This is a genomic window from Onishia taeanensis, from assembly GCF_003268885.1.
Classification (GTDB): domain Bacteria; phylum Pseudomonadota; class Gammaproteobacteria; order Pseudomonadales; family Halomonadaceae; genus Onishia; species Onishia taeanensis_A.
In genome coordinates this window covers 182254-205992 of the sequence record NZ_QLSX01000001.1, presented here as the reverse complement: position 1 = coordinate 205992, position 23739 = coordinate 182254, and the positions used below count along the sequence as shown (strand labels likewise).

Genomic DNA, 23739 nt, shown 5'->3' with positions numbered 1-23739 from the left:
AGGGCGCAGCTGAAAGCGCTCACTCCCCGTTGAGGGTGGCGAGAATCCGCCGTGAGCCGCCATGGTCACGATGCTCGCCGAGCCACACCCCCTGCCAGGTGCCAAGCGCCAGGCGGCCGTTTCTCACCGCAAGCGTCAGCTGCGTGCCGAACAGGCTGGCGCCGATATGGCCGGGCATGTCGTCCGGCCCTTCCATGGTGTGTCGAAAGAAGGCCATATCGCCAGGTGCGATATGGCGCAGGAAGGCGTCCATATCGTGGCGCACGTCAGGGTCGGCATTCTCGTTCAGCGTCAGCGAGGCCGACGTGTGCATGAGCTGAAGATGCACCAGGCCAATGTTGATGGCGGACAGGCCCTCGAGGCCTCCTTCGATGTCGCGTGTGATCAGGTGAAAGCCCCGCGAGCGCGGGGCGAGGCGAATCTCGTTCTGTTGCCACATGGTCAAGGGGCCTTCTTCGGGAAGAGTGCAGCGAGTTTGGCGTTGGCCGTGTCCTGCCATTTGCCCGGTAGCCGGGCGGCCTGCTCGAGGGCCGTGCGGGCTTCCTGCTCCTGACCGAGGCCATGGAGCGTCAGCCCCAGGTTGAGCCATGCTGCGGCAAGCTCCGGGTCATGCAGGGTGGCAAACCGGAAGGCATCGGCGGCGCCGGCTCGGTCGCCGCTTGAGTAGCGCGCATTGCCGAGCCCAAACCAGCCCATGGCGAGCCCCGGCCAGCGTTCGACAAGCGCCTCCCAACTGGGTCGTAGTTCAACCGCGCTCTGCACCCGTTCGGCATCACTGATGGCGCTGAGTGCCGCCGCGGCGGAGATGCCGGCAGGAATCTCGCCGGGCGGCAGGGCGACCATCGCCCAGCGGTCGCTGCGGGCCCAGGTGGCATCAAAGGTGGAGAGCGCCATGTCCTGACTGGGCTTGAAGCCGGTGTGCAGCCGGATCGTTTCCTCGGGTAGGTCATAGCCGATGGCTACAGCGTAATGCCAGAGCGGGGCGATCGGCAGCGACAGATTCTGCATGACCACCACCGGTTGGCCGGCGGCCAGCGTCTTGAGCAGCGATTCGATGTCATTGTCGAGCACGAAAGGAATGCGCCCCTGGCGGCGCACCGTGGCGAGCATTTCTGGCTGCACGCTGCCCTGACGGTTGGGCAGGAACAGCTGCGGGATCAGGGCATCGACGCCTATCTCCACGCCGCTATCGTTGAGCACCATGGCAAGAGCGGCAGGGCCGCACTGGTAGTCGCGCTGGCCGAAGAAGGGCACATCCGCGATGCTTGCCTTTAGAGGAATGCCGAGCCGCTCGGGGTTTGAGATGCGCGGCGTGCTGGCACAGCCGGCCAGTAGCAGAAGGCTTAGCACACAAAGCAGAACGCCCGCAGTGCGGGCGTTCGGCAGGTGCCAAATAGATGGGCGTGTCATACGATCAACGCACGAACGGGTAGACATTGGTCAGACCCAGGATGTCGGTGACCAGCAGGATCACGAACACCGCGAACAGGGCGCCAACCACGCTGGCACCGGCCGGCATTTCGTCGAGCTGGTTCGCCATCTGGGACACTTCCTCGTCGGACAGCGCTGCCACGCGGGCCTTCACTTCTGCCGGCTGAACGCCTTGCAGCAGTAGTTGCTGCTGAACGTCCTCGCGGGCTAGCAGCTCGTTGATGCGTTCCCGATCGGAGGCCACTTGCGAAGCGCTGAGGGCATCCTGCGTCGAGACCAGGTCGTTGGCCTGTGTGGCCGGCACCGACGCCACTGCGGGCAGGCTGCCCAGTACCAGGAAGGCAATCAACAGCGGGCTAATGACGCGAGCGAGTTTCTTCATCATGGAATGATCCTTATTGCTGAATTGGCATTTGGCTTCTTCTTGATGATCCGAGACATCCAAGTCTTGGGAACGATCTAGCGACACGCGATGCATGCTCAGTATACGGGGAGATAACGATGATTTTCATGCCTTTTCTGTATGCGATTGCGAGGGGGAGACCGCCAGTAGCCGTGGCGACGGACATCGCCCCTTAGGTGACCCCTTACATCTCTCCCCAGGCTGGGCTCCCCTGGTGCTGGTGGGTCAGGATATAGTCATATAGATAAGGCGAACTTCACTTTCCTGGTGCACTTTGCGAGACTCTCGCACCCTTTGAGTGCAGGAAGTATGAGTCAGTGAAATCCTATCTCTCGAAAATGCGTGGTGAGCCTATTCAACGCCCCCGAGCCTGCTGGCGGGATGCGCTCTGGTCCTGGTTTGGCGCCTTCGCCGGCATGCTGGCCATCAGCTGGCTGAGTGCGCACTGGCTGAGCAGCCAGCTGCTGATCGTGGGGTCCTTTGGTGCGACGTCGGTGCTGATCTATGCCGTTCCGGCAAGCCCCCTGGCACAGCCCCGCAATGTGCTCATCGGCAGCATGCTCTCAGCCATGCTGGGGGTGGGCTGCTTCCAGCTGCTTGGGGCTACTGCGGTGGCCGTGGCGCTGTCGGTGTCGCTGGCCATTCTGGTCATGCAGCTGACCCACACCGTGCATCCCCCCGGTGCCGCCGCGGCGCTGATCGCCGTCATCGGCGGGCCTGAGGTACATGCGCTGGGGTGGTGGTATCCGCTGTTGCCGGTGGGCATTGGCTGCGCCCTGATGTTGGGGGTGGCGATTCTGGTCAACAACCTGGCGCGTCACCGGCGTTATCCGGTTCACTGGCGCTGAGCTGGCGGTTCTCCCTCGACGTCAGCGATAGCCGGCCATCAGCTCGCGGACCAGCGGGGTGTCGGCGTCGCGGTGAGTGGGCAGCTCGAAGCGCGCTTTGGCAATGGCGGTGCGTGACAGCCGGGCCTCGATCAGCATCTCTCGATCTTCGGCCAGCGCCAGGGTTTCGCCACGTGGACCGAGAATGCGTGATCCGCCCCAGAAGTGACTCCCGCCCTCGGGGCCGAAGCGATTGGCCATGATCACCGGCGTGCCATAGGTCATGGCGTAGAAGTGCAGGTTGATGGCCCAGTTCTGCTCGTTGGAGAAGTCATCGCTGACGATGCCCGAGGCCGAGTTGATCGGCGCGCACATTACCGTGGGCCTTGCCAGCAGGGCGGCATGCACCAGCCCCGGGTTCCACAGGTCGGCGCAGATCAGCGAGGTCGCGGACCAGCCCGGACGGACGTCCACGTGGTTAAGCTCGCTGCCGTGAGTGAAGAGCTTACCTTCCTCCAGGCCACCGTAGGTTGGCAGGTTGAGCTTGCGGTGCACGGCCTGAAGTGCGCCATGCTGAAGAATCGCCAGGGCGTTGTAGTACTCGCCGGGGCTCGCTTCCTCGACGAAGCCGACCACAACCTGCATCTCGCCGGCTTCCTGGGCGAGGCCGGCTAGTCGCGGGTCCTGGGCCGGGCAAGCCAGTTCGATTACCTGGTTACCCATGCCGTAGCCGGTCAGCGAGAGTTCGGGAAAGATCAGCAGTTCCAGCCCGGCGTGGCGGGCCTTGGCAATCATTTCCAGATGGCGCTCGAGGTTGGCATCGACATCGCCTAAGGTGGCGTTGATCTGGGCGGCGCCGACGCGCAGGTGATCCTGGTAGTGCATAGTCGGGTCTCGATATGGGATGACGGGAGGTGGGGTAACGAGCCATCGCCGTGGATCATCGCACCCACCTGGCGGTGCTTCAAGGCGCGCTCAGCAGGCCCAGCAGCTCGCTTGCGTTGCGGGCTTCCAGGCTCATCACTACCTCGCGAAGCCGTGTCGCTCTCTCGCCTAGTACGGGCTCTGCCAGCGCTTGATACTTGTCGATCACTTCGGCGTCCGAGAGGGGCTTGTCCGGGTTGCCGCGGGCCTCGAAGTCTGCGCTTTCGATGACCTCGCCGCTGTCGAGATGCAGCTTGGCGCGCGCCCAGCGTTCGGCGGGGAAACGGGCGTTAAAGGCCTCATCTTCATGAATCTCCACCTTGCTGGCCAGGGCCTTGAGGTCCAGAGCCTCGAGTTCGTCGCAGACCCCGGCGACATCCACGGTGCCACGGCCCAGGGCGCAGGCCACCGACCAGGGCAAGCTGTATTGGGCCTGCTCGGTGGTTGCTGGGTGCGTCACATGCAGGCGCTTGCCCTCGTGGAAGGTGGCGATCTCAATGCGTGCGATCCTTGCCGGGTCGCGCTTATCAGCGGGTAGCGCGAGCACGGCTTCCACTGCAGGTTGCGCCCAACGGCACACCGGATAGGCCTTGAAGTACTGTTCATGCACGTACCAGCGTTCGCCCAGGTCCTGCCAGATAGAGGCTACCTGAGGCGCCGTTACGGTCAGCGCTGGGGCGCCGGAGAAGCCTTCTTCGGCCAGCAGGGCCGCCGAGATGCCGGTCATGGCACCCCAGCCGGAACCGTCCTTGAGCATCGTCGGATGGTCGATGCAGCGCATCATCTGGCTGCGCGGACCATAGAACTCGGCGATGCCGAGTGCGTGATGCAGGGTCTCGATGTCGAAGCCGCGCAGGCGAGCGGCCACTGCCGCGACGCCAAGTGCGTTCCAGGCGCCCGAGGTGTGGTAGTCCGGGCTCTGCGCATGCAGGGCGATCCCGGCCCGGGTGGCGATCTCGTAGCCGTAGACGAGCAGGGCAAGAAAGTCACGTCCCGACAGCTGCGCGACCTCGGGCAGGGCAAGCAGGCCGGGCAGCAGGGCCACGCCTGAATGTCCCTTGGTCAGCACCTGACCGTCGTGGGCATCGAGCGCATCGATCAGCCAGGCACCGTGCAGGGCGACGCCGGTGGGCGAGGCCTGCCCCGGGGCGAACAGCAGCGGACGGTCACCGCCATGCTGGGTGGTCACGAAGCGCGCAGCCTTGTCGGCAAGCGCTGTGCGGGTGGCGCCGGCGGCTACGCCCAGCAAGTCGAGTAGGCAGCGCTTGGCCTGGTGCAGGTCGGCCTCGTCGAGGGTCGAAAGATCGACCCGGTGCATCCAGGCGAGCGGGGCCTGATCTTTTGTGGGGGGCTCGTGCGCGGTGAGTTCCTGTTTCGTCAGCTCAGGCATGGCAGTGATCTCGGGAGCAGGGCGGGTGGCAAAAAGAAGGCCGCCCTGGGGCGGCCTTCGAGACGATCGCGCAAGCGGGGCGCTACCCGCTCAGGCGCCGATCACAGCAGGTCGTGTTCCTTGAGGAAGCCTTCGGCGACCCGCTCGATGGTTTCTTTCTCGACGTCGACCTGGGCGTTGAGGCTGGACATGGTTTCGTCGTCGAGCAGGCTGGAGAGCTTGTCCATCTGGCCCTCGAGCTTAGGGTTGGCTTCGAGGGTTTCTTCGCGCACCACCGGGGTCAGCGCATAGGCCGGGAAGTAGTTCTGGTCGTCTTCGAGGACCTGGAAGTTGAAGGCCGGAATGCGGCCATCGGTGGCGAACACCAGGCCGACGTCGACCTGTGCGTCGCGCAGGGCCTGGTAGACCAAGCCGGAATCCATGCGCTTGACGTCGCCGCGGCCGACACGGAAGTCATAAGCCTGCTGCAGCGGGCGCCAGCCGTCTTCGCGAGCATAGAACTCGGCATTCAGGGCGAAAGTCAGGCCTTCGTCGTCGTTGACCGCCTGGGCCAGATCGGAGAGCGTCGCGATGCCGCGTTCCTGGGCATCGTCTTCACGCATGGCCAGGGCGTAGGTGTTGTTGGCATCGGAGGGCGCGAGCCAGACCAGGCCCTTCTCGGCGTCGAGTTCCTTGACCCGCGTGTAGGTGTCTTCCGGCGACAGGCGCTCGGTGACGTCGTTGTAGTTGATCAGCGAGGTGCCGGTGTATTCCCAGTACAGGTCGATCTGGCCGTTTTCCTGGGCCTGGCGCAGCACGGCGGAGCCCATGCCGGAGCGTTTCTCGACGTCGTAGCCCAGCCCATCGAGATACTGGCTGGTCATGCTGGCAAGGATTTGTTGCTCGGTGAAGTTCTTGCCACCCACTACGATCTCGTTGGCCTGGGCGGTGGCCATGGTGCCGGCCAGTGCCGCGCCGGTGAGCAGGGTCATCAGGGTTTTCATGGTGTCGCTCCTGTCTGTGATTTGTCGGTCATTAATTATTGGTTGTGAATGACGAGGCGTCAGTCATGCGTTTTGCAGTGGGTCGTGCGTCCTTGCTGGCCGAGTCGCTGCCGGCCTTGGGTCTCCTGAATCAGGCCCGGCCTGGGTTCACGCCTCTAGGCACCAGCAGGAAGGCAGTGATGGCGATCAGCATATCCACCACGATCGCCAGCAAGGCCGTGGGAATGGCGCCGGAGAGCATCATCACCGGGTCATAGAGGTCGATGCCGGTAAAGATCAGCTCGCCAAGACCACCAGCCCCGATCAGGAAGGCCAGCGGCACGGTGCCGATGTTGATGGCCAGCGCCGTGCGGATACCGGCAAAAATCACGTACAGCGCATTGGGCAGTTCGACCCGCAGCAGGCGCTGGGTGGGCGACATGCCGATGCCTGCCGCAGCTTCCTTGAGAGCCGGCGAAACGCCCTTGAGCCCGGTGTAGGTGTTGCGGGTGATCGGCAGCAGGGTCGCCACGAAAAGCCCGAACACGGCAGGCAAGGTGCCGATGCCCAGAAAGCTCATCGACAGCGCCAGCACCGCAAGTGTCGGGATGGTGGTGCCCACGTTGAGCACCTGCATCGCGGATTCGGCGACCTTTTCCATGCTGGGGCGCGATAGCAGGGTGCCCAGCGGGATGGCGACGATAATCGCCAGGCTGCCGGAGATGGCGGTCAGCCACAGGTGTTGCACCGCCAGATACTGGATGTCTGGTATGTAGAAAATGAAGTCGTCGATTACGCCACTGGACTGGCTCCAGACCCCGGCCACGAAGACTGCCACCAGCACCAGCAGGCGCATTGCCCCTGAGAGGTTCAGCGTCGGCATGGCTTACTCCTTGTCGGCCGGTGACAGCGATGCCCCGGCATCCAGAGTGGCCTCGTCCCGCGAGTGAGTCCGGTAGCGTGAGCCCAGGTGGTGGGTGATTGCCCGCTGGGTGATCTGGCCGACGATGCGGCCGTCATCATCGACGCAGGCTACCCAGGTCATGTCGTTGGCGAACATCAGCGAGGCGACCTTGCGCAGGTCGTCGTCGAGGCTGACCACTACCGGCACGCTCTGGAAGTGATCCCGGCAATGGCCCTTGGTGGTGCGGGCCACGGCGGCGTTGATGATGCCCACCGGCTGGCGCCTGTCGTTCACCATCACGATGCTGTTCTGGTAGCCGTACTCTTCGATGCGCTTGAGCGCGGTGTCGAGAGTGTCGTCCGGGCGCACCAGGCCGATCTCGTCGCTGGCCAGGTCGCGCACCTTGACCAGGTTGAGGCGCTTGAGGGCACGGTCCTCACCGAGGAAGGACTCGACGAAGTCGTTCTTGGGCGCAGCCAGCAGCTCATCGGGTTCTGAGTACTGCACCAGCTTGCCGGCGCGGAAGATGGCGATGCGGTCGCCCATCTTGATCGCTTCGTCGATGTCGTGGCTGACGAACATGATCGTCTTCTTGAGGTCCTGCTGCATTTTCAGGAACTCGTCCTGAATCACCGCCCGGTTGATCGGGTCGATGGCCCCGAAGGGTTCGTCCATCAGCATCACCGGGGGATCGGCGGCCAGTGCCCGGGCCACGCCGATACGCTGCTGCTGCCCGCCGGAAAGCTCGCTTGGGTAGCGCTTGAGGAAGGCATCCGGCTCCAGGGCGATCATGCGCATCATCTCCCGCGCGCGCTCCCGGTACTTGGTCTTGTCCCAGCCCAGCAGCTTGGGCACCACGGTGATGTTTTCCTCGATGGTCATGTTGGGGAACAGACCGATCTGCTGGATCACGTAGCCGATGTTGCGCCGCAGGTCCTGGGTGTCGAGGCTAGTGGTGTCCTCGCCATTGATGAACACCTTGCCCGAGGTCGGGCGGATGATGCGGTTGATCATCTTCAGGGTGGTGGTTTTGCCGCAGCCGGAGGGGCCGAGCAGGATGCAGATTTCACCGCTCGGCACTTCCATGCTGATGTGGTCGGCGGCGGTCACGGCGCCCTTGGGCGTGTCGAAGACCTTGGTCAGGTTATCGAGTCGAATCATGAAGCGGTCCTTGTCTGGTCGGCAGAATGTGGCACGAATGACGGCTCAGGTGGCGGCGGCGGCGCGCTCCATCCCCTTGGGCGTCAGGCGCTTCTGCAGCGCCAGCAGTGAATAGTCGACAATGATCGCCAGCACGCTGACGGCCACGGCACCGAGGATCAGCTGGCGCGGATCGGACTGGGAAATACCGCGGCTGATGAAGGTGCCGAGCCCGCCAGCGCCGATGTAGGCGGCGATGGCCATGACGCCGATGTTGAGCACCACTGCGGTGCGCACGCCGGCCATGATCACCGGCACGGCGAGCGGGATCTCGACCATGCGCAGGCGCTGGTTCTGGCTCATGCCGATGCCGCGAGCGGCCTCGCGCAGTGCTGGATCGACGTTGTTGATGGCGGTGTAGGTGTTGCGAATGATCGGTAGCTGCGAATAGAGCAGCACCGCGATGACCGCCGGCATGTAACCGATGCCCTGACCGATGACCGATAGAATCGGGATCATGATGCCGAACAGTGCGATGGAGGGGATCGTCACGATGATCGAGGCGATGTAGAGCACGGTCTTGGCGGCGCGCTCGTTCTTGGTGATGGCGATGCCGATCGGCACCCCCGTCAGGGTCGCGATGCCGACCGCTACACCCACAAGGGAGATATGCTCGATGGTGCGGGTCAGCAAGAGCTCCAGGTTGTCCAGAGCATATTGAAACAGTTCCAAGCGTCGTCTCCTTGATTATTGTGTCTCAAGACCGGCAGGAGTTCGCCGGCCCGGGATGACGGTGCAGCGCATTAGTGCGAGCTTCCGATAATCACGCGGACAGGGGTGCCGGCGCGGGAACCGGCTAAGCGTAGCAGAGCGGCATAGCCATTTGTTATCGATATGGATGACGATACAAAATGCCAATTATTGATAATGGTGATTCAAGCGCGTAAGCGACCGCTTACTTTGTGCCGCTTCATGATGTTGCGCAAGAGGAGAAGAGAGGGGAGAAGAGGGGGGAGAAGAGGGGAATGAGGAAGATGGCTTGAGGCGCTGAGATCTGTGAGCAGCGGCCATATCAGCCGTCAGGGTTTCCCTATATGCTCCAAAAGTGAAGGGATTGGCAACTTTGCCGCAATGAGTCGCAATGGAAGGTACTCCGGTGTCATGAACACAGATCATCCCGTTATCGATACTCGCCAGGCAGTCGCCAATTTTGAGGCGACTCTTGAGCAGTTCAGGCAGGCCCGCACGACGGACCCCAAGGCCCCCAGCGGCGAGGTGCTGGAGTCGGCCAGAGTCGTCATGACGACGAGCGAGGGGCTGGATGCGCTGTACGCTCGCGTCTCTGACGTGGAGGCGGCGGGCGTCTTCGCCGGACGGGACTGGGCACAGCCTTCCATCCTGCAGCCGGTGTTGGCGGTGCGTTCATTGCGACAAAGCAGTGCCGAGATCACGGTCATTGAGGCGCTCAGTGAGCTTCGCCTGCTGGCGGTGGCATCAGGGGACTACTTTCATTCGGGTATTTCTGCCGAACAGGCCAGGAATTTCCTGACCCAGGTGATGGCTCTGAACCTGGACCTGTTGGCCGGGCAGATGAGCGAGGCGGACCGCGAGCGCCCTCAGGCGTTGGGCGCTATCGTACAGTCGCTGTATCAATACCTGCTGGTCTGGTTGGGCTACGAGAGCATTCTCGCCAGCTTGGTCGACGAAGTCGGACGTCTGTTGGTCCAGCGCCCGATCCAGACCGACAGCATCAAGGAAATGGTCAGCCAGATTGCCAAGTGCCTCTTTGACCCGGAGATCGAAACCGCCGGTACGGAGGGGGCTGCGCGCCTGGTCAGTGCACTCTTCGGTCCGACCCCGGGCTGCCGTGAAGATCCCGGCTTGACGGAGTATGCCGAACGCCTGTCGGCCATGGATCGGGTTGCCCTGGCCGACGAGGCTTGTGCCTTCGCGCGTGCGATGCATGAAACGGGGCTGGTATCGGCGTATCACGCCGTTTTCCTGCGTCACCTGCGCGGCCAGTTTGACGATTTGATCCCCGAAGCCCTGGGGCTGAGCATGACGGGCACCGATGCCCTGCAATGCTACAGTGCGCTGGTGTACCGGCTGATTGATGAGGCGATTTTCCCTGAAACCACTCAGGCGGTGTATGGCCTTTTCATGCTGCTTGAGCGCGGTGCCCTTTTTGCTTCACCGGTCGCCGCCGGGCTGTGGCGGCAAATCGAACTGAAGCTTTCCGTTGCGACTTCAGAAACCTTGATAGAGGTCTTTGGCGACGCACATCCTCCCAGGGTCTACCTGCTTGCCGGCGTGCTGAGTATTCTGGGTCTGCCTCTGGGCGTCGGGCAGGGCAACAACCCCACCTGTCAGTCGGTGATCGGGCTATCCATGTGGGCTGATAATGACCCGGATTACCTGTTGCAGCTCGTGGCCTGGGCCGCCCGTGATGACGAGGTGCTCACGCGGTTCGAGGGCCAGCAGATCTCGTCCAAGGGGTTGGACTCCGGCCTTGCCAAGGAGCCCCCACTGGATGTCGATGCCGTATCCCTGATTCTGGTACCGCATCTCGACCGCCTCTACATGGAAATGGGGCGTCTTTGCGGTGTGAGGGACGATGACCTGCATCGCTGGATCAACCCGGAGTTCTACGGCTGGTGGGTGGGTCACGGCTTCCGTGTGGTGGTTAACATCGACACCGGTAAGATCGACGACTATGAGGGGTTCATACGTCAGTTCTATGCCAGCTACCACCCCTATTACAACGGCAATATGCCGGTGATCCACCCGCAGCCTGCCGGCATCGCCGTCACTGACAGCGGGGGGCGCTATGTGGGTCGACACGCCATCACGATCCTGCGCGTGGCGCTGGACGCCAAGGATGAGATGCGTGTCTATTTCTTCAATCCCAACAACGACAGCGGCCAGGACTGGGGGCAGGGTATCGTCTGCGCGATTCAGGGCAACGATGAGCTCAACGGAGAGGCGTCACTTCCCATCGCCGAGTTTGCCTCGCGGCTCTACGTGTATCACCTGGACCCGCTGGAGCTCGGTGACATGGAAGCCGTTCCCGCGGACGAGGTGGCCCGCGTCATGGAACTTGGGCGCACCAGTTGGGCGGTGAACGTTTAGGTGATGGCGCTGCGGGCTGTCGCCCGCAGTGCATCACTTGGCGAGGCTTTTAGAACCCGCGATGAAGCTGAGGCATGAGCAGAATCAGCCGACCTTGTAGGACTGCGGCGATTCCGCCAGCAGGCCGCGACCGCCGGCCAGGGTCAGTGCCAGGTCGTGGAGGCCGTCCCACAGCGGGACGGCGCTGGCGCCCTTGATGGCCAAATCGAGGCGCTGAGAAAACAGCAGCAGCTTGTGCAGACGCTTGACCGGCAGCCGGTTCAGGGCCTGCTGGTAGGCGGGACGTCGCTTGTCGAAGATCGGCGGTTTCTGGGCCTTGCAGGCGTGCTCGAAGCTCTGCCCCTGGTCAAGATGCTGGTAGAGCGAGAGCAGGATGCGCAGTTCACGGGTCAGCGCCCACAGCACGATGGGGGCCTCGAGGCCTTCACGCTGCAGGCTCTTGAGGATCCGTGAGGCGCGTTCGCGCTCGCCCCGCAGGCAGGCGTCACTCAGGGTGAAGACATCATAGCGAGCGCTATCTTCGACGCCCTGAGTGATCGATGCGACATCCAGTCGGGCGCCCCGAGGCATCAGCAGCGCGAGCTTCTGCAGTTCCTGATCAGCGGCCAGCAGATTGCCTTCGGTGCGCTCGCCGAGCAGACGGGCGGCCTCCATATCCATGCTGAGGCCATGGTGGCTGGCGCGATCGCGCATCCAGAAGCCGAGGCGCTGGTGATCCACCGGCCATACCGGTACGAAGAGCCCGGCCTTGTCCAATGCCTTGAACCACTTGCTCTGCTGCTGCCGGCGGTCGAGCTTGTCAGCCATGATCAAGAGCACGTTGTCGCTGCCCTTCATCTGCTCGGCGTAGGCTTCCAGAGCCTTGCCGCCTTCCTGGCCGGGCGCCTGGTTCCCCAGGCGCAGCTCGATGAGTTTCGACGAGGCGAACAGCGACAGACTGGCGGCGGACTCGGTAAGCCGCCCCCACTGGAAGCCGTTCTCGACGTGCAGCACCTCGCGTTCCTCGATGCCGGCATTACGGGCGGCAGCGCGCACCGCGTCGCAGGCTTCCATATGGATCAGGGGTTCGTCGCCGGCGACGATCACCACCGGCGGCAGGCCCTTGGCGAGCGCCGGCGGGAGCTTGTCGGGAAATACCTTCATACGGCCATACGGCTCCGTTATTGCTCGGCCAGTGGCCGCAGCCGCTCAAGGAGCTGGCGAGCGGCGGCCTCGCGTAGACTCTTCCTGGCGGCACGACGCGCATCATCCTGGGCCAGCAGGTCGTTGTCGTTGACGCTGATGCGTTCGCTGACCTCGATGGTCTGCTGGTCGAGCAGGTAGGCATCGTCGGCCTGGCGCTGCACCGAGAAGGGCGCCGTCAGGGTCAGGTCGATGTCGCGACTGCCGGCCCCGGCCATGCCTCGGTTGGTCTCGCTGATGGTCGCGCGCCCCAGGTTGAGGCGCAGGGCGGCCTGATCGTCGACCTGGGTGCCGGCACGGGTTAGGGCCTCGCGCACCACGGGGGTAAGGTCGTCATTGGCGCCGGCCAGGGCCAGCGCTTTCAGGGCAGGGATGGACTCACCGTAGCCCCGCAGTTGAAAGCCACAGCCGCTGAGGCCAAGCCCCAGCGTACTCACGGCGGCCGCGCCCACGGCGACCTTGAGACCCTGCTTCAGAAAGCGGCGGCGTTGCATGATCGATTCCCTCGTGTGCTTGACCGGCTGATCCGACAACCTTTTACCTAACAACCCGTTATCCAACAACTCGTCATCTAATGACCCGTTAGCCAACAACGCGCTAGCCAACAACGATATTGACCAGCTTGCCCGGCACCACGATGACCTTGCGCACTGTCTTGTCCTCGAGGTGACGCTGGACGTTCTCGGCGGCCATGGCCTGAGCTTCGATGGCGGCCTTGTCGGCATCGGCGGGCACTTCGAGGCGGGCGCGCAGCTTACCGTTGACCTGCACCACCAGCTCGATGGAGTCACGGGCCAGGGCCGACTCGTCGAATGCCGGCCAGCCGGCATCGATGACCGGCTCGTCGTGGCCGAGTTCGGCCCACAGGCCGTGACAGGCGTGCGGGGTGATCGGCGCGAGCAGCAGCACGCAGGCTTCCACGGCCTCGCGGGCGACGGCCAGGTCCTGAGGGCTGGCATGCTCGCCCTCGTTCTGGAAGCGGCCGATGGCGTTGGTCAGCTCCATTACCGCGGCGATAGCGGTATTGAAGGTGGTACGGCGGCCGATGTCGTCGCTGGCCTTCTTGATGGTCTCGTGCGTCTTGCGGCGCAGTTCGCGCTGGGGTTCGCTTAGCGCCGACAGGTCGAGGTCGCCCGGTGTGCCGGCATTGGCATGCTCGGCCACGAGGCGCCACAGGCGCTTGAGGAAGCGGTGGGCGCCTTCGACGCCGGTGTCGGACCATTCAAGTGACTGCTCCGGGGGCGCGGCAAACATCATGAACAGGCGCACGGTATCGGCGCCGAAGCGGTCGATCATCGCCTGGGGATCGACGCCGTTGTTCTTCGACTTGGACATCTTCTCGATGCCGCCCATCTCCACCGGCTCGCCGTCTTCGATCAGCACGGCGCTCACCGGCCGGCCCTTGTCGTCGCGCTTGACTTCGACGTCGGCCGGGTTGAACCAGTCCTTGCCGCCGTTGGCGGCGGGCCGGTAGTAGGTCTCGGCGATCACCATGCCCTGGGTCAGCAGGCGCTTGAACGGCTCGTCGGACTCGACCAGGCCGAAGTCGCGCATCAACTTGTGGAAGAAGCGCGCATACAGCAGATGCAGGATGGCGTGCTCGATGCCGCCGATGTAGAGATCCACCGGCAGCCAGTAGTTGGCGCGCTCGTCGAGCATGGCGTCCATGTTGTCGGCGCAGCAGAAGCGCGCGTAGTACCAGCTGGATTCCATGAAGGTGTCGAAGGTGTCGGTTTCGCGCACCCAGCCGTCGCCGAGATCACTGAACTCGGGCATCTTCTTGAGCGGCGAGCCGGAGGCATCGACGGTCACCTCGGTGGGCAGGCAGACCGGCAGCTCGTCGTCGGTGAGCGGCACGGTCTGGCCTTCCGGGCCGTACTTGATCGGGATCGGCGCACCCCAGTAGCGCTGGCGCGCCACGCCCCAGTCGCGCAGGCGGAAGTTGGTCTTGACCTCGCCGTGGCCCTGCTCGGTCAGCTTGGCGGCGATGGCATCGAAGGCCGCCTGGAAGTCCAGGCCGTCGAACTCGCCGGAATTGATCAGCACGCCGTGTTCGTCATGGGCGGCGGCGGTGACGTCAGGCGCCTGGCCGTCTTCGCCGGCGATCACCGGCTCGATGGGCAGGTCGTACTTGGTAGCGAATTCCCAGTCGCGCTGGTCGTGGGCGGGTACCGCCATCACTGCGCCGGTGCCGTATTCCATCAGCACGAAGTTGGCCACGTAGATGGGCACCTGACGACCGGTCAGGGGATGAACGGCCAGATAGCCGGTATCCATGCCCTTCTTCTCCATGGTGGCCATTTCGGCCTCGGAGGTGCCGCCGTGGGCGCATTCTTCGTTGAAGGTGGCAAGCGCCGGGTTGTGCTCGGCGGCGGCCTTGGCCAGCGGGTGCCCGGCGGCCACGGCCACGTAGGTCACGCCCATCAGGGTGTCCGGGCGGGTGGTGTAGACCCGCAGCGGTTCGGCGCTGTCATGGCCGGTCACGTCAAAGGCCAGCTCGACGCCCTTGGACTTGCCGATCCAGTTACGCTGCATGGTCTTGACCTGCTCGGGCCAGTCGACATGGTCGAGATCGGCGAGCAGCTCTTCGGCGTAGTCGGTGATCTTCAGGAACCACAGCGGGATTTCCTTGCGCTCAACCGGCGCGCCGGAGCGCCAACCACAGCCGTCGATGACCTGCTCGTTGGCAAGCACGGTCTGGTCGACCGGGTCCCAGTTGACCGTCGACATCTTCTTGTAGACCAGGCCCTTTTCCACCAGCTTGGTGAAGAACCACTGTTCCCAGCGATAATAGTCGCTGTCGCAAGTGGCAAACTCGCGGCCCCAGTCATAAGCGAAGCCCAGCGCCTTGAGCTGGTCACGCATGTAGTCGATGTTCTGGTGTGTCCACTCGGCCGGCGGCACCTGATTCTTGATGGCGGCGTTTTCGGCGGGCATACCGAAGGCGTCCCACCCCATGGGCTGCAGCACGTTTTTGCCCTGCATGCGCTGGAAGCGCGAGACCACGTCGCCGATGGTGTAGTTACGCACGTGCCCCATGTGCAGCTTGCCGCTGGGGTAGGGGAACATCGATAGGCAATAGAACTTTTCGCGATTGGCGTCTTCCACTGCCTTGAAGCACTGGTGCTTGGTCCAGAACTGCTGGGCGTCGCGTTCGATGTCGTGAGGCTTGTACTGTGCGTCCATCGGTCTGAGTGATTACCTTGTAGCGTCGGTGGCGAAAAGCAGAGGACTTTCCCATGCGATCGAGAAGCAAAAGGCTTGATGGCACGGGAAGATAGCGTCTAAATGGGGACCAAGCATACCGCAGCGGGGCCTGAGCAGGTAGGGGCCTCGCACTTGGCCAGAGTATGGCCAGATCAAGGAAGGTTTCAAAGGAGGCTCAGATGAGCGATCAGGACAAGCATTCAGACCATCGCCTGCGTGAGGGCTATGAACGTCTGCTGGGACGGCTTCAGGATGGCGCCAATGAGCTGTCGTGGGAAAACCTGCAGAAGGATCTCGACGATGCAGTGGAGTTCGAGGCGGAGGTCGAGGACTACACCCGCGACGAGCTGTCACTGCTGCGCGCCTGGGTCGAGCGCGACCTGAAGGACATGCGTCACTATCTCGCCGCCGGCGGTGAAGGTGTGGCCAGCTGGCTGGGTATCGATCTCGATGTGCTGTCGCGGCATATCCGTGAGGCACTGTTCTCGATCGCCGACCGAACCGTGATCGATCGGGCGCACTTCGAGGACGACCTGGAGGCGGCCCGCGCCGACTACTGTGAGGGCGAGATGATCGCCCCCGGTCTATTGAGCTGCGTGCACTGCAGCGCCGAGTTCACACTCGGCGAGGTGGCCCGCCTCGAGCCATGTCATCAGTGCGGGCATCGCTATTTCGCGCGAGGGCCTCAGGTCGCCAGCCAGTAGCTCGCTGGCTGTCTTCGGCGCTTTGCCCACGACCTTTCAATTGCCCGCCCAGGCGAGCTGAGGTCTTGTCGGTGCCCGCCTGGTGAGTCAGCAACTGGCTGCCCACTCAACTCAGGGTGGCCAGTATCCCAATCGCCAGACAGACCCCCAGCGACATAACCAGGGCATAGACCAGGTTGTGTCGCATCATCATTCCGCCGCTGGTGCCATAGCGGCCCTGTAACGACAGATTGATCCCCGATAACGGCCCGATGGCGGCGCCCACCGCCCAGGAGGTCAGCGCCACCACGCCTAGCAGGGTCTGGTTGGCACTTTCCAGGTTCAACACCGAGGCCAGCGTCGAAATTCCGATGATCGGGTGCAGGCCGATCACGGCGCTGGCGACGATGGCCAGGTAGCTGAGCATGGCTTCCCCCGCCCCAAAGTGTTCGAACAGCACCCACTGGCCGCCGGTGACCGCATCGATGAAGGTCGAGAGCCCCTGGGTGAAGAGTCCCGCTGCCAGGAATAGCGAGATTTCGCCGCGCATCGCCGGCAGCCGCTCCCGGGTATGCTGCACCATTCGCTTCGAGGTAAAGGTCAGGCCGCGGGGCAGGTTGGCGGCAAGCGCCGTGGCCGGCAGCAGAAAGGTGATGATGCTGACGATGGAAAGCCCGGGCGTAAGGCCATAGTGAAAGCCCAGCACCAGCACCGCCAGGCCCACTGGCATCAGCAGGTTGCGCGGGGAAAGCGAGACTCCCGCGACATCGTCAAGATCGAAGCGTCGCGCCAGTTCTAGGCGCGTCAGCACGCCGGAGAGTGCAGCCAGTGGCACGCCGGCGGCGAGCACGACGGCAAAGTCGAGCTCGGGCGCCAGGCCCATGGCCACGCCCATGGCGGCGAAGAACGGCGACCAGAGTGCTGCGCTCGAGAGCCCGCGGTTGAGTGTCAGCAGTTGGGGCAGGCGCAGGCCGTCGGCGCGCTTGAGCTGATCGCCGATCAGAAAGACCGAGGATAGATTCAGGATCGCGCCGAGCAGGTGGACGCTCAGCCAGGTGGTGATTACGCCTCGCCCACCGAGTATCTGGGTGCCGGGCGACGGCGGGGCGCGGTTGATCAGGCCGATGAAGCTGACCCCCACTAGCATGGCGACCACGAAGGTATTGCCGTCCAGCACCTGGCCCCAGGCAAGCGCTTCGCCATAGACGGTTCGGCTGATTACCAGCAGCGCCGCGCCGATCGCCGCCAGCGCCCCGACCTGGCGACGGTTGCGGGTGGGCATGTCGCCCCACAGCAGGGTCATTGCCAGCCAGAAGGCGATCCCGACCAGCGGCGCCACTACGGCGATGCCGGCCAGGCGCGCGATTTGCAACGCCAGGCCGAGAGCAATTACCAGGCCTGCCAATCGCTGCCGCCCGCTAATCTTGGCAGGAGTGGAGGCAGACGGGCGGTTAGCGTCCGCTGAAGGCGACGGCGAGTGAGGCGGCATGGGCGATAATCCGGGCAAAAATTAGCATGCTAGGCAAATCGAGGGGTCCGGGCAAGCCGGGCGATCTGGTCAAGCAGACGGCGGGGTTATGAGCCGTCAGGCCTTAGAGGGTGGCAGCGCCCACTGGCGGGCCTCGGGCGTGCGTGCCGCCTCGAGCAGGTCGATCATCGCCCGGGTGGCGTTGGAGAGCGTGCGATTGCGATGCACCAGGTAGCCCAGCGGCCGCTCGATGGGGTGGTGGTCGATCGGCAGGATGTGCAGGCCCTCGTCGATCATGCTCTCTGGCAGCACGCTCCAGCCCAGCCCGATCGAGGCCATCATTTTCAGCGTCTCCAGGTAGTTGGTCGATAGCCCCACCTTCACGCTCAGCTCCTCGCGGGAAAAGGTCTCCAGCACGATGCCGCGGGTGAAGGTCAATGGGCCCGGCAATACCGCGGGATGAGCGGCCAGTGCCGACATGGAGAGCCGCTCATGGCGTGCCGCGTGCTGGGCAAGAGGGTGGTCATTGCCACAGACGAAGCGCAGCCGGTCGATCCATACCGGGACCACCGTCAGCTGCGGGTCGGGTACAGGCGCTAGGGTAACCACGGCGATCTCCAGGGCACCGTCGAGCACGCCCTGGTAGGCCTGCTCGGAATCGAGGAAGCGCAGGTCCAGATTGGCGGCAGGATGGTCGTGCGTGAAAGCCTTGAGCAGGGGCGGCAGCCGGTGCAGGCCGACATGGTGGCTGGTGGCGAGCGTCAGGCTGCCGGCCACGTCGCCTGCAAGGTTCGACAGCGCCCGGCGGCTGTCGTCGACCATCAGCAGAATCTGGCGAGCGCGGGGCAGCAGCAGGGCGCCAGCCTCGGTCAGGGTGACCCGGCGGCCGATACGATCGAAGAGCCGCGAGCCCACTTGATCCTCGAGAGTGGCGATGCGCTTGCTGACCGCGGGTTGCGTCAGGTGCAGCTGGTCTCCGGCGAGCGAAAAGGAGCCACAGTCGGTGACGGCCAGGAAGGCCTGCAGGCTTTGGGTGTCCATGGTCGTCTCCTCGTGAGCTAGCAGTGATGGCGCCTGAAGCGGAACTTGCATCGAGACCTGGCTCTTGGACAGGGGCCTGGGTCAGGGCCTGAAGTCAGGTTCAGGGAAAGACAGGCCCTTCGTGCCTCATCGTCGTGCCGTTTAGCCTCATGGTTGTGCAAATGGTTGTGCAGGGAGGCGTCTCAGTCGCCATGTATTCTAATATGGAATCCATATCATAAATAACATGAATTGCTTTTATGTGTGGTGCCCCCTAACCTCGGGGTCATGGCAACGACACCTTAGGCGCCAGTGGCGCTAGGTGCGGCGAGATCAATCAGAGGGCGAACACAGCCCCGTGGAGGAGAGACATGGCAGGCCAGACGCTTTATGACAAGCTGTGGTCACAGCACCTGGTGAAGGAGCGCGATGATGGCACCGCGCTGATCTACATCGATCGTCAGCTGCTGCACGAAGTGACCTCGCCCCAGGCATTTGAGGGGCTGCGTCTGGCCAAGCGTAAGCCGTGGCGCCTGGATGCTAACCTCGCCACCCCCGATCACAACGTGCCGACCACGGTGATCGAGCGCGCCGAGGGCAATGCCGGCATCAAGGATCCGGTATCGCTGATCCAGGTACAGACCCTGGACGACAACTGCGAATCCTTCGGCATCGAAGAGTTTCGCATCAATGACGCTCGCCAGGGCATCGTGCACGTGGTCGGTCCGGAGCAGGGCGCGACACTGCCGGGCATGACGGTAGTCTGCGGCGACTCGCACACCGCGACGCATGGGGCCTTTGCGGCCCTTGCCCACGGCATTGGCACCTCCGAGGTCGAGCACGTGCTGGCCACCCAGTGCCTGCTGGCCCAGAAAATGAAAAACATGCAGGTGCGGGTCGAAGGTTCGCTCGGCACCGGGGTGACCGCCAAGGACGTGGTGCTGGCGATCATTGGTCGCATCGGCACTGCCGGTGGCACCGGCTATGCCATCGAGTTTGCCGGCAGTGCGATGCGCGAGCTGTCGATGGAGGGCCGCATGACGGTCTGCAACATGGCCATCGAAGCGGGCGCTCGGGTCGGTTTGATCGGCGTCGACGACACCACCATCGACTATTTGCGCGAGCGCCCCTTCGCTCCCCGTGGCGAGCAGTGGGAGGCCGCCGTCGCCGACTGGCGCGAGCTGGTCTCCGACGCCGATGCCGCCTTCGACAAGGTGGTCGAGATTCGTGCCGAGGACATCGAGCCTCAGGTCAGCTGGGGCACCAGCCCCGAGATGGTCACCGGCATCTCCGGCCAGGTCCCCGATCCCGCCGAGTCCGCCGATGATACCGTCAAGGGCAGCTACAGCCGGGCACTGGAATACATGGGGCTCGCGGCCAAGCAAAAGATCACCGATATCCGCCTCGACAAGGTGTTCATCGGCTCCTGCACCAATTCGCGGATCGAAGATCTGCGTGCGGCGGCCAAGGTCGCCAAGGGTCGCAAGGTCGCCGATTCCATCATGCTTGCCATGGTGGTGCCGGGCTCCGGGCTGGTGAAGCGTCAGGCCGAAGCCGAGGGGCTCGACAAGATCTTCACCGAGGCGGGCTTCGAGTGGCGCGAGCCGGGCTGTTCGATGTGTCTGGCCATGAACGCTGACAAGCTCGGTGCCGGCGAGCACTGTGCCTCGACCTCGAATCGCAACTTCGAGGGTCGCCAGGGCTTCGGCGGACGTACTCACCTGGTCAGTCCGGCGATGGCGGCCGCCGCGGCGATTGCCGGCCATTTCGTCGATGTTCGCCAGTTCGACACCCAGCCCCAGGAGGCCTGAACCATGCACAAGTTTGAACGTCAGCAGGGCCTGGTGGCACCGCTCGACCGGGCCAACGTCGATACCGACCTGATCATTCCCAAGCAGTTTCTGAAGTCGATCAAGCGCACCGGTTTTGGCGTCAACCTGTTTGATGCCCTGCGCTATCTGGATGAGGGGTACCCGGGCCAGGATGCGTCGCAGCGTCCGCTCAACCCCGATTTCGTGCTCAATCAGCCACGCTATGAGGGCGCCAGCGTGCTGCTGGCCCGGCGCAACTTTGGCTGTGGCAGCTCCCGCGAACACGCGCCCTGGGCACTTGAGGACTTCGGCTTTCGCGTGGTCATCGCGCCGAGCTTCGCCGACATCTTCTACAACAACGCCTTCAAGAACGGCATCCTGCTGGTAACGCTCGAAGAGGACGTCATCGAGCGGCTGTTCAAGGAGGTCGAGGCCAATGAAGGCTACCGTCTGGACGTCGATCTCGAGAACCAGCGTGTGACCACGCCGGCCGGCGAAATTCTCGAGTTCGACGTCGATGCCTTCCGCAAGCACTGCCTGCTCAACGGCCTCGATGACATCGGTATCACCCTGCAGGACGAAGACGCTATTCACGACTTTGAGACCAAGCATCGGGCCGCACGGCCTTGGCTGTTCCGCGAGCCAGCCAAGGCCTGATAGCGAACCGGCCCCACTGATGTCTGCCATCGGTGGGGCCAACCTTCCAGCCTCAACGCTGGACACTGAAGAAAAGGGATGCCCTTAGGGGGCGAACGCGCAGGGAAGCGCCATCTTCTTTTTCGTCAGGCGGGCTCGCCTAGCCTGGCGGTTCAATCATCGAACGACCGGGTCCGCTGCGCGGGCCCGATTGCTAAGAGAGCCACAGCACATGAGCCGCAAGATTCTCGTTCTGCCGGGGGACGGCATCGGCCCGGAAATTACCGCTGAGGCGGTCAAGATCCTCAAGGCCTGCCAAGCCATTGGCCTTGACGTCGACATCGAGGAAGGCCTGGTGGGCGGTGCCGGCTATGACGCCCACGGCGAACCGCTGCCGGCGGTGGCCCTCGACCAGGCACGCAGCGCGGATGCGATCCTGTTAGGCGCAGTGGGCGGGCCTAAGTGGGACAAGCTCGAAGATATCAGCAAGCGTCCCGAGAAGGGCCTGCTGGGGCTGCGCAAGGAGCTTTCGCTGTTTGGCAACCTGCGCCCGGCACTGCTCTATCCGCAGCTCGCGGAGGCCTCGAGCCTCAAGCCAGAGGTAGTGTCCGGTCTCGATATCATGATCGTGCGCGAGCTCACCGGCGGCATCTACTTCGGTCAGCCACGCGGCATCGAGGAGCGGGACGGCCAGCGGGTGGGCTTCAATACCTACGTCTACTCGGAAAGCGAAATCGAGCGCATCGGTCGGGTGGCCTTCGAAATGGCGGGTAAACGCGGCGGCAAGCTGTGCTCGGTGGACAAGGCCAACGTGCTTGAGGCCACCATGCTGTGGCGCGAGGTCATGGAGCGGCTGGCACCGGAGTACCCGGACGTCGCGCTCTCCCACATGTACGTTGATAACGCCGCCATGCAGCTGGTGCGCGCGCCCAAGCAGTTCGATGTGATCGTCACCGGCAACATGTTTGGCGACATCCTGTCGGACGCCGCCGCCATGCTCACCGGCTCGATCGGCATGCTGCCGTCGGCCTCGCTCAACGCCGACGGCCAGGGCATGTACGAGCCCTGCCACGGCAGCGCGCCGGATATCGCCGGCCAGGGCATTGCCAATCCGCTGGCGACTATCCTTTCGGTGGCGATGATGCTGCGCTACTCGCTGAATGAGGCGGCTCTGGCCGAGCGCATCGAGGCGGCCGTAGGCAAAGTGCTGGACGATGGCCTGCGCACCGCCGACATTGCTTATGCCGGTACTCGCCAGGTGTCTACCGGCGAGATGGGCGATGCCGTGCTGGCGGCGTTCAATACACAGTGAGCCTGGCATTCAAGCTCGAGCCAGCAAGGCCGGTTTGGCAGGGCTCAGTGAGTGATCCATGTTCGCCTGTAAAGGGTTGAAATTTCGATAGAACCGGCCCCTTCTGTGCGACGGAGGCGGCTCGTGTATACTTACCCGCTAATTCTTTTCTGGAGGACTTCACATGTTGACAGTCGGTTTCGTGGGTTGGCGTGGCATGGTGGGCTCCGTGCTCATGCAGCGCATGCAGGAAGACAATGAGTTCGTCGGCATCGAGCCGGTGTTCTTCACCACTTCCCAGGTCGGCCAGCCCGGGCCCGATGTCGGCGTGGACGTGCCCCCGCTCAAGGACGCCTTCGATCTGGACGCGCTCAAGGCGCTGGACGTGGTCGTCACCTGCCAGGGCGGCGACTACACCGAGAAGGTCTACAAGGACCTGCGTCAGACCGGCTGGAAGGGCTATTGGATCGATGCCGCCAGCACCCTGCGCATGGCCGACGACGCCACCATCGTGCTGGACCCGGTCAACCGCGACGTTATCGAAGCCCAACTGGCCCGTGGCACCAAGACCTTCACCGGCGGTAACTGCACGGTCAGCCTGATGATGATGGGTCTCGGTGGCCTGTTCGAGGCCAACATGATCGAGTGGATGACCTCGATGACCTATCAGGCCGCTTCCGGCTCCGGCGCCAAGCACATGCGTGAGCTGCTTAATCAAATGGGCGGTCTGCGCGATAGCGTGGCCACCGAGCTTGCCGACCCGGCGAGTGCCATCCTCGACATCGATCGCAAGGTCACCGAGACCATGCGCAGTGGAAGCTTCCCGACCGAAAACTTCGGTGCTCCGCTGGCCGGTAGCCTGCTGCCCTGGATCGACAAGCCGATGGAAAACGGCCAGAGCAAGGAAGAGTGGAAGGGGGGCGCCGAGACCAACAAGATTCTCGGCCTCGATAACAACCCGATTCCCATCGATGGCCTGTGCGTGCGCATCGGTGCCATGCGCTCTCACAGCCAGGCTTTCACCATCAAGCTCAAGCAGGATGTGCCGATCGACGAGATCGAGGATCGTCTGGCCAAGCACAACGAGTGGGTGCGGGTCATCGCCAATGAGAAGGACGCCACCATCGAGGGTCTGACCCCGGCTGCCGCGACCGGCACCCTGAATGTACCCGTGGGCCGTCTGCGCAAGCTGGCCATGGGCGGCGAGTATCTGTCTGCCTTCTCGGTAGGCGACCAGCTGCTGTGGGGGGCCGCCGAGCCGCTCAAGCGCATGCTGAAGATTCTCCGCGAGCAGTAATTCGCTCTGCACGTCGTTTCTGACGCCTCCCTTC

The 23739-nt window shown here is 63.7% G+C and carries 21 protein-coding genes; 7 read left to right on the top strand and 14 right to left on the bottom strand.

From position 1 onward, the window contains the following. Window positions 1–19: 19 nt before the first annotated feature. From BCL93_RS00980 to BCL93_RS00970, 3 genes are all read right to left on the bottom strand, one after another. Entirely contained in the window at window positions 20–439 is a 420-nt protein-coding gene (locus BCL93_RS00980; protein WP_112053245.1) for a secondary thiamine-phosphate synthase enzyme YjbQ, read from the bottom strand. Window positions 440–441: 2 nt separating this feature from the next. Then, the gene (locus BCL93_RS00975) at window positions 442–1350 is read right to left on the bottom strand and encodes a PA2778 family cysteine peptidase (protein ID WP_258395868.1); all 909 of its coding nucleotides are present in this window, start codon (window positions 1348–1350) and stop codon (window positions 442–444) included. 64 nt (window positions 1351–1414) lie between these two features. Next, complete coding sequence (locus tag BCL93_RS00970; RefSeq protein ID WP_112053586.1) at window positions 1415–1813, bottom strand: PA2779 family protein; 399 nt, start codon at window positions 1811–1813, stop codon at window positions 1415–1417. A 338-nt stretch (window positions 1814–2151) separates the two neighbouring features. On the opposite strand from BCL93_RS00970, the gene BCL93_RS00965 reads away from it, so the two are divergent. Beyond that, entirely contained in the window at window positions 2152–2682 is a 531-nt protein-coding gene (locus BCL93_RS00965; RefSeq protein WP_112053243.1) for an HPP family protein, read from the top strand. A gap of 21 nt (window positions 2683–2703) precedes the next feature. Here the strand turns inward: BCL93_RS00965 and BCL93_RS00960 are convergent, their stop codons facing one another. The 6 genes from BCL93_RS00960 to BCL93_RS00935 all read right to left on the bottom strand — a co-directional run bounded on the left by BCL93_RS00960 (window position 2704) and on the right by BCL93_RS00935 (window position 8713). Further along, window positions 2704–3546: a nitrilase-related carbon-nitrogen hydrolase gene (locus tag BCL93_RS00960; protein WP_112053242.1), complete on the bottom strand. Its 843-nt coding sequence runs from the start codon at window positions 3544–3546 to the stop codon at window positions 2704–2706. 79 nt (window positions 3547–3625) lie between these two features. Next, window positions 3626–4975 carry an MmgE/PrpD family protein gene (locus tag BCL93_RS00955; protein WP_258395867.1) on the bottom strand — a complete coding sequence of 450 codons (1350 nt, stop codon included), beginning with the start codon at window positions 4973–4975 and terminating at the stop codon, window positions 3626–3628. Window positions 4976–5076: 101 nt separating this feature from the next. Further along, window positions 5077–5958 carry a glycine betaine ABC transporter substrate-binding protein gene (locus tag BCL93_RS00950; protein WP_112053241.1) on the bottom strand — a complete coding sequence of 294 codons (882 nt, stop codon included), beginning with the start codon at window positions 5956–5958 and terminating at the stop codon, window positions 5077–5079. 130 nt (window positions 5959–6088) lie between these two features. Next, window positions 6089–6820, bottom strand: a complete 732-nt coding sequence (locus tag BCL93_RS00945) for an ABC transporter permease (RefSeq protein ID WP_112053240.1) — start codon at window positions 6818–6820, stop codon at window positions 6089–6091. Window positions 6821–6823: 3 nt separating this feature from the next. Then, entirely contained in the window at window positions 6824–8002 is a 1179-nt protein-coding gene (locus BCL93_RS00940) for an ABC transporter ATP-binding protein (RefSeq protein ID WP_112053239.1), read from the bottom strand. Between the two features lie 45 nt (window positions 8003–8047). Then, window positions 8048–8713 carry an ABC transporter permease gene (locus tag BCL93_RS00935; RefSeq protein WP_112053238.1) on the bottom strand — a complete coding sequence of 222 codons (666 nt, stop codon included), beginning with the start codon at window positions 8711–8713 and terminating at the stop codon, window positions 8048–8050. A 429-nt stretch (window positions 8714–9142) separates the two neighbouring features. Between BCL93_RS00935 and BCL93_RS00930 the strand changes: the two genes are divergently transcribed. Then, entirely contained in the window at window positions 9143–11110 is a 1968-nt protein-coding gene (locus tag BCL93_RS00930; RefSeq protein ID WP_112053237.1) for a hypothetical protein, read from the top strand. An 84-nt stretch (window positions 11111–11194) separates the two neighbouring features. Here the strand turns inward: BCL93_RS00930 and holA are convergent, their stop codons facing one another. The 3 genes from holA to leuS form a co-directional block, all read right to left on the bottom strand. Beyond that, window positions 11195–12253, bottom strand: coding sequence for a DNA polymerase III subunit delta (holA, locus tag BCL93_RS00925; protein WP_112053236.1), 1059 nt, complete (start codon window positions 12251–12253; stop codon window positions 11195–11197). A 17-nt stretch (window positions 12254–12270) separates the two neighbouring features. Continuing rightward, window positions 12271–12786 (bottom strand): LPS assembly lipoprotein LptE, encoded by a 516-nt coding sequence (gene lptE / locus BCL93_RS00920; protein ID WP_112053235.1) that lies wholly within the window; start codon window positions 12784–12786, stop codon window positions 12271–12273. A gap of 103 nt (window positions 12787–12889) precedes the next feature. Further along, window positions 12890–15478 carry a leucine--tRNA ligase gene (gene leuS / locus BCL93_RS00915; RefSeq protein ID WP_112053234.1) on the bottom strand — a complete coding sequence of 863 codons (2589 nt, stop codon included), beginning with the start codon at window positions 15476–15478 and terminating at the stop codon, window positions 12890–12892. 200 nt (window positions 15479–15678) lie between these two features. On the opposite strand from leuS, the gene BCL93_RS00910 reads away from it, so the two are divergent. Then, complete coding sequence (locus BCL93_RS00910; RefSeq protein WP_112053233.1) at window positions 15679–16203, top strand: zinc ribbon-containing protein; 525 nt, start codon at window positions 15679–15681, stop codon at window positions 16201–16203. A gap of 106 nt (window positions 16204–16309) precedes the next feature. Here BCL93_RS00910 and BCL93_RS00905 read toward each other — a convergent pair whose 3' ends face one another. Together BCL93_RS00905 and BCL93_RS00900 are read right to left on the bottom strand one after the other, a co-directional pair. After that, a complete protein-coding gene (locus BCL93_RS00905; protein WP_112053232.1) occupies window positions 16310–17587 on the bottom strand; it encodes a hypothetical protein in 1278 nt (425 codons plus the stop codon). A gap of 180 nt (window positions 17588–17767) precedes the next feature. Next, on the bottom strand, window positions 17768–18691 hold the full coding sequence (locus BCL93_RS00900; protein WP_112053231.1) for a LysR family transcriptional regulator: 924 nt from the start codon (window positions 18689–18691) through the stop codon (window positions 17768–17770). Between the two features lie 350 nt (window positions 18692–19041). On the opposite strand from BCL93_RS00900, the gene leuC reads away from it, so the two are divergent. The 4 genes from leuC (at window position 19042) to asd (ending at window position 23705) form a co-directional block, all read left to right on the top strand. Further along, entirely contained in the window at window positions 19042–20481 is a 1440-nt protein-coding gene (leuC, locus tag BCL93_RS00895) for a 3-isopropylmalate dehydratase large subunit (protein WP_112053230.1), read from the top strand. A 3-nt stretch (window positions 20482–20484) separates the two neighbouring features. Beyond that, the gene (gene leuD / locus BCL93_RS00890; protein ID WP_112053229.1) at window positions 20485–21138 is read left to right on the top strand and encodes a 3-isopropylmalate dehydratase small subunit; all 654 of its coding nucleotides are present in this window, start codon (window positions 20485–20487) and stop codon (window positions 21136–21138) included. Window positions 21139–21349: 211 nt separating this feature from the next. After that, window positions 21350–22429 carry a 3-isopropylmalate dehydrogenase gene (gene leuB, locus BCL93_RS00885; protein WP_112053228.1) on the top strand — a complete coding sequence of 360 codons (1080 nt, stop codon included), beginning with the start codon at window positions 21350–21352 and terminating at the stop codon, window positions 22427–22429. A gap of 163 nt (window positions 22430–22592) precedes the next feature. Continuing rightward, window positions 22593–23705 (top strand): aspartate-semialdehyde dehydrogenase, encoded by a 1113-nt coding sequence (gene asd / locus BCL93_RS00880; RefSeq protein WP_112053227.1) that lies wholly within the window; start codon window positions 22593–22595, stop codon window positions 23703–23705. Window positions 23706–23739 lie beyond the last annotated feature (34 nt).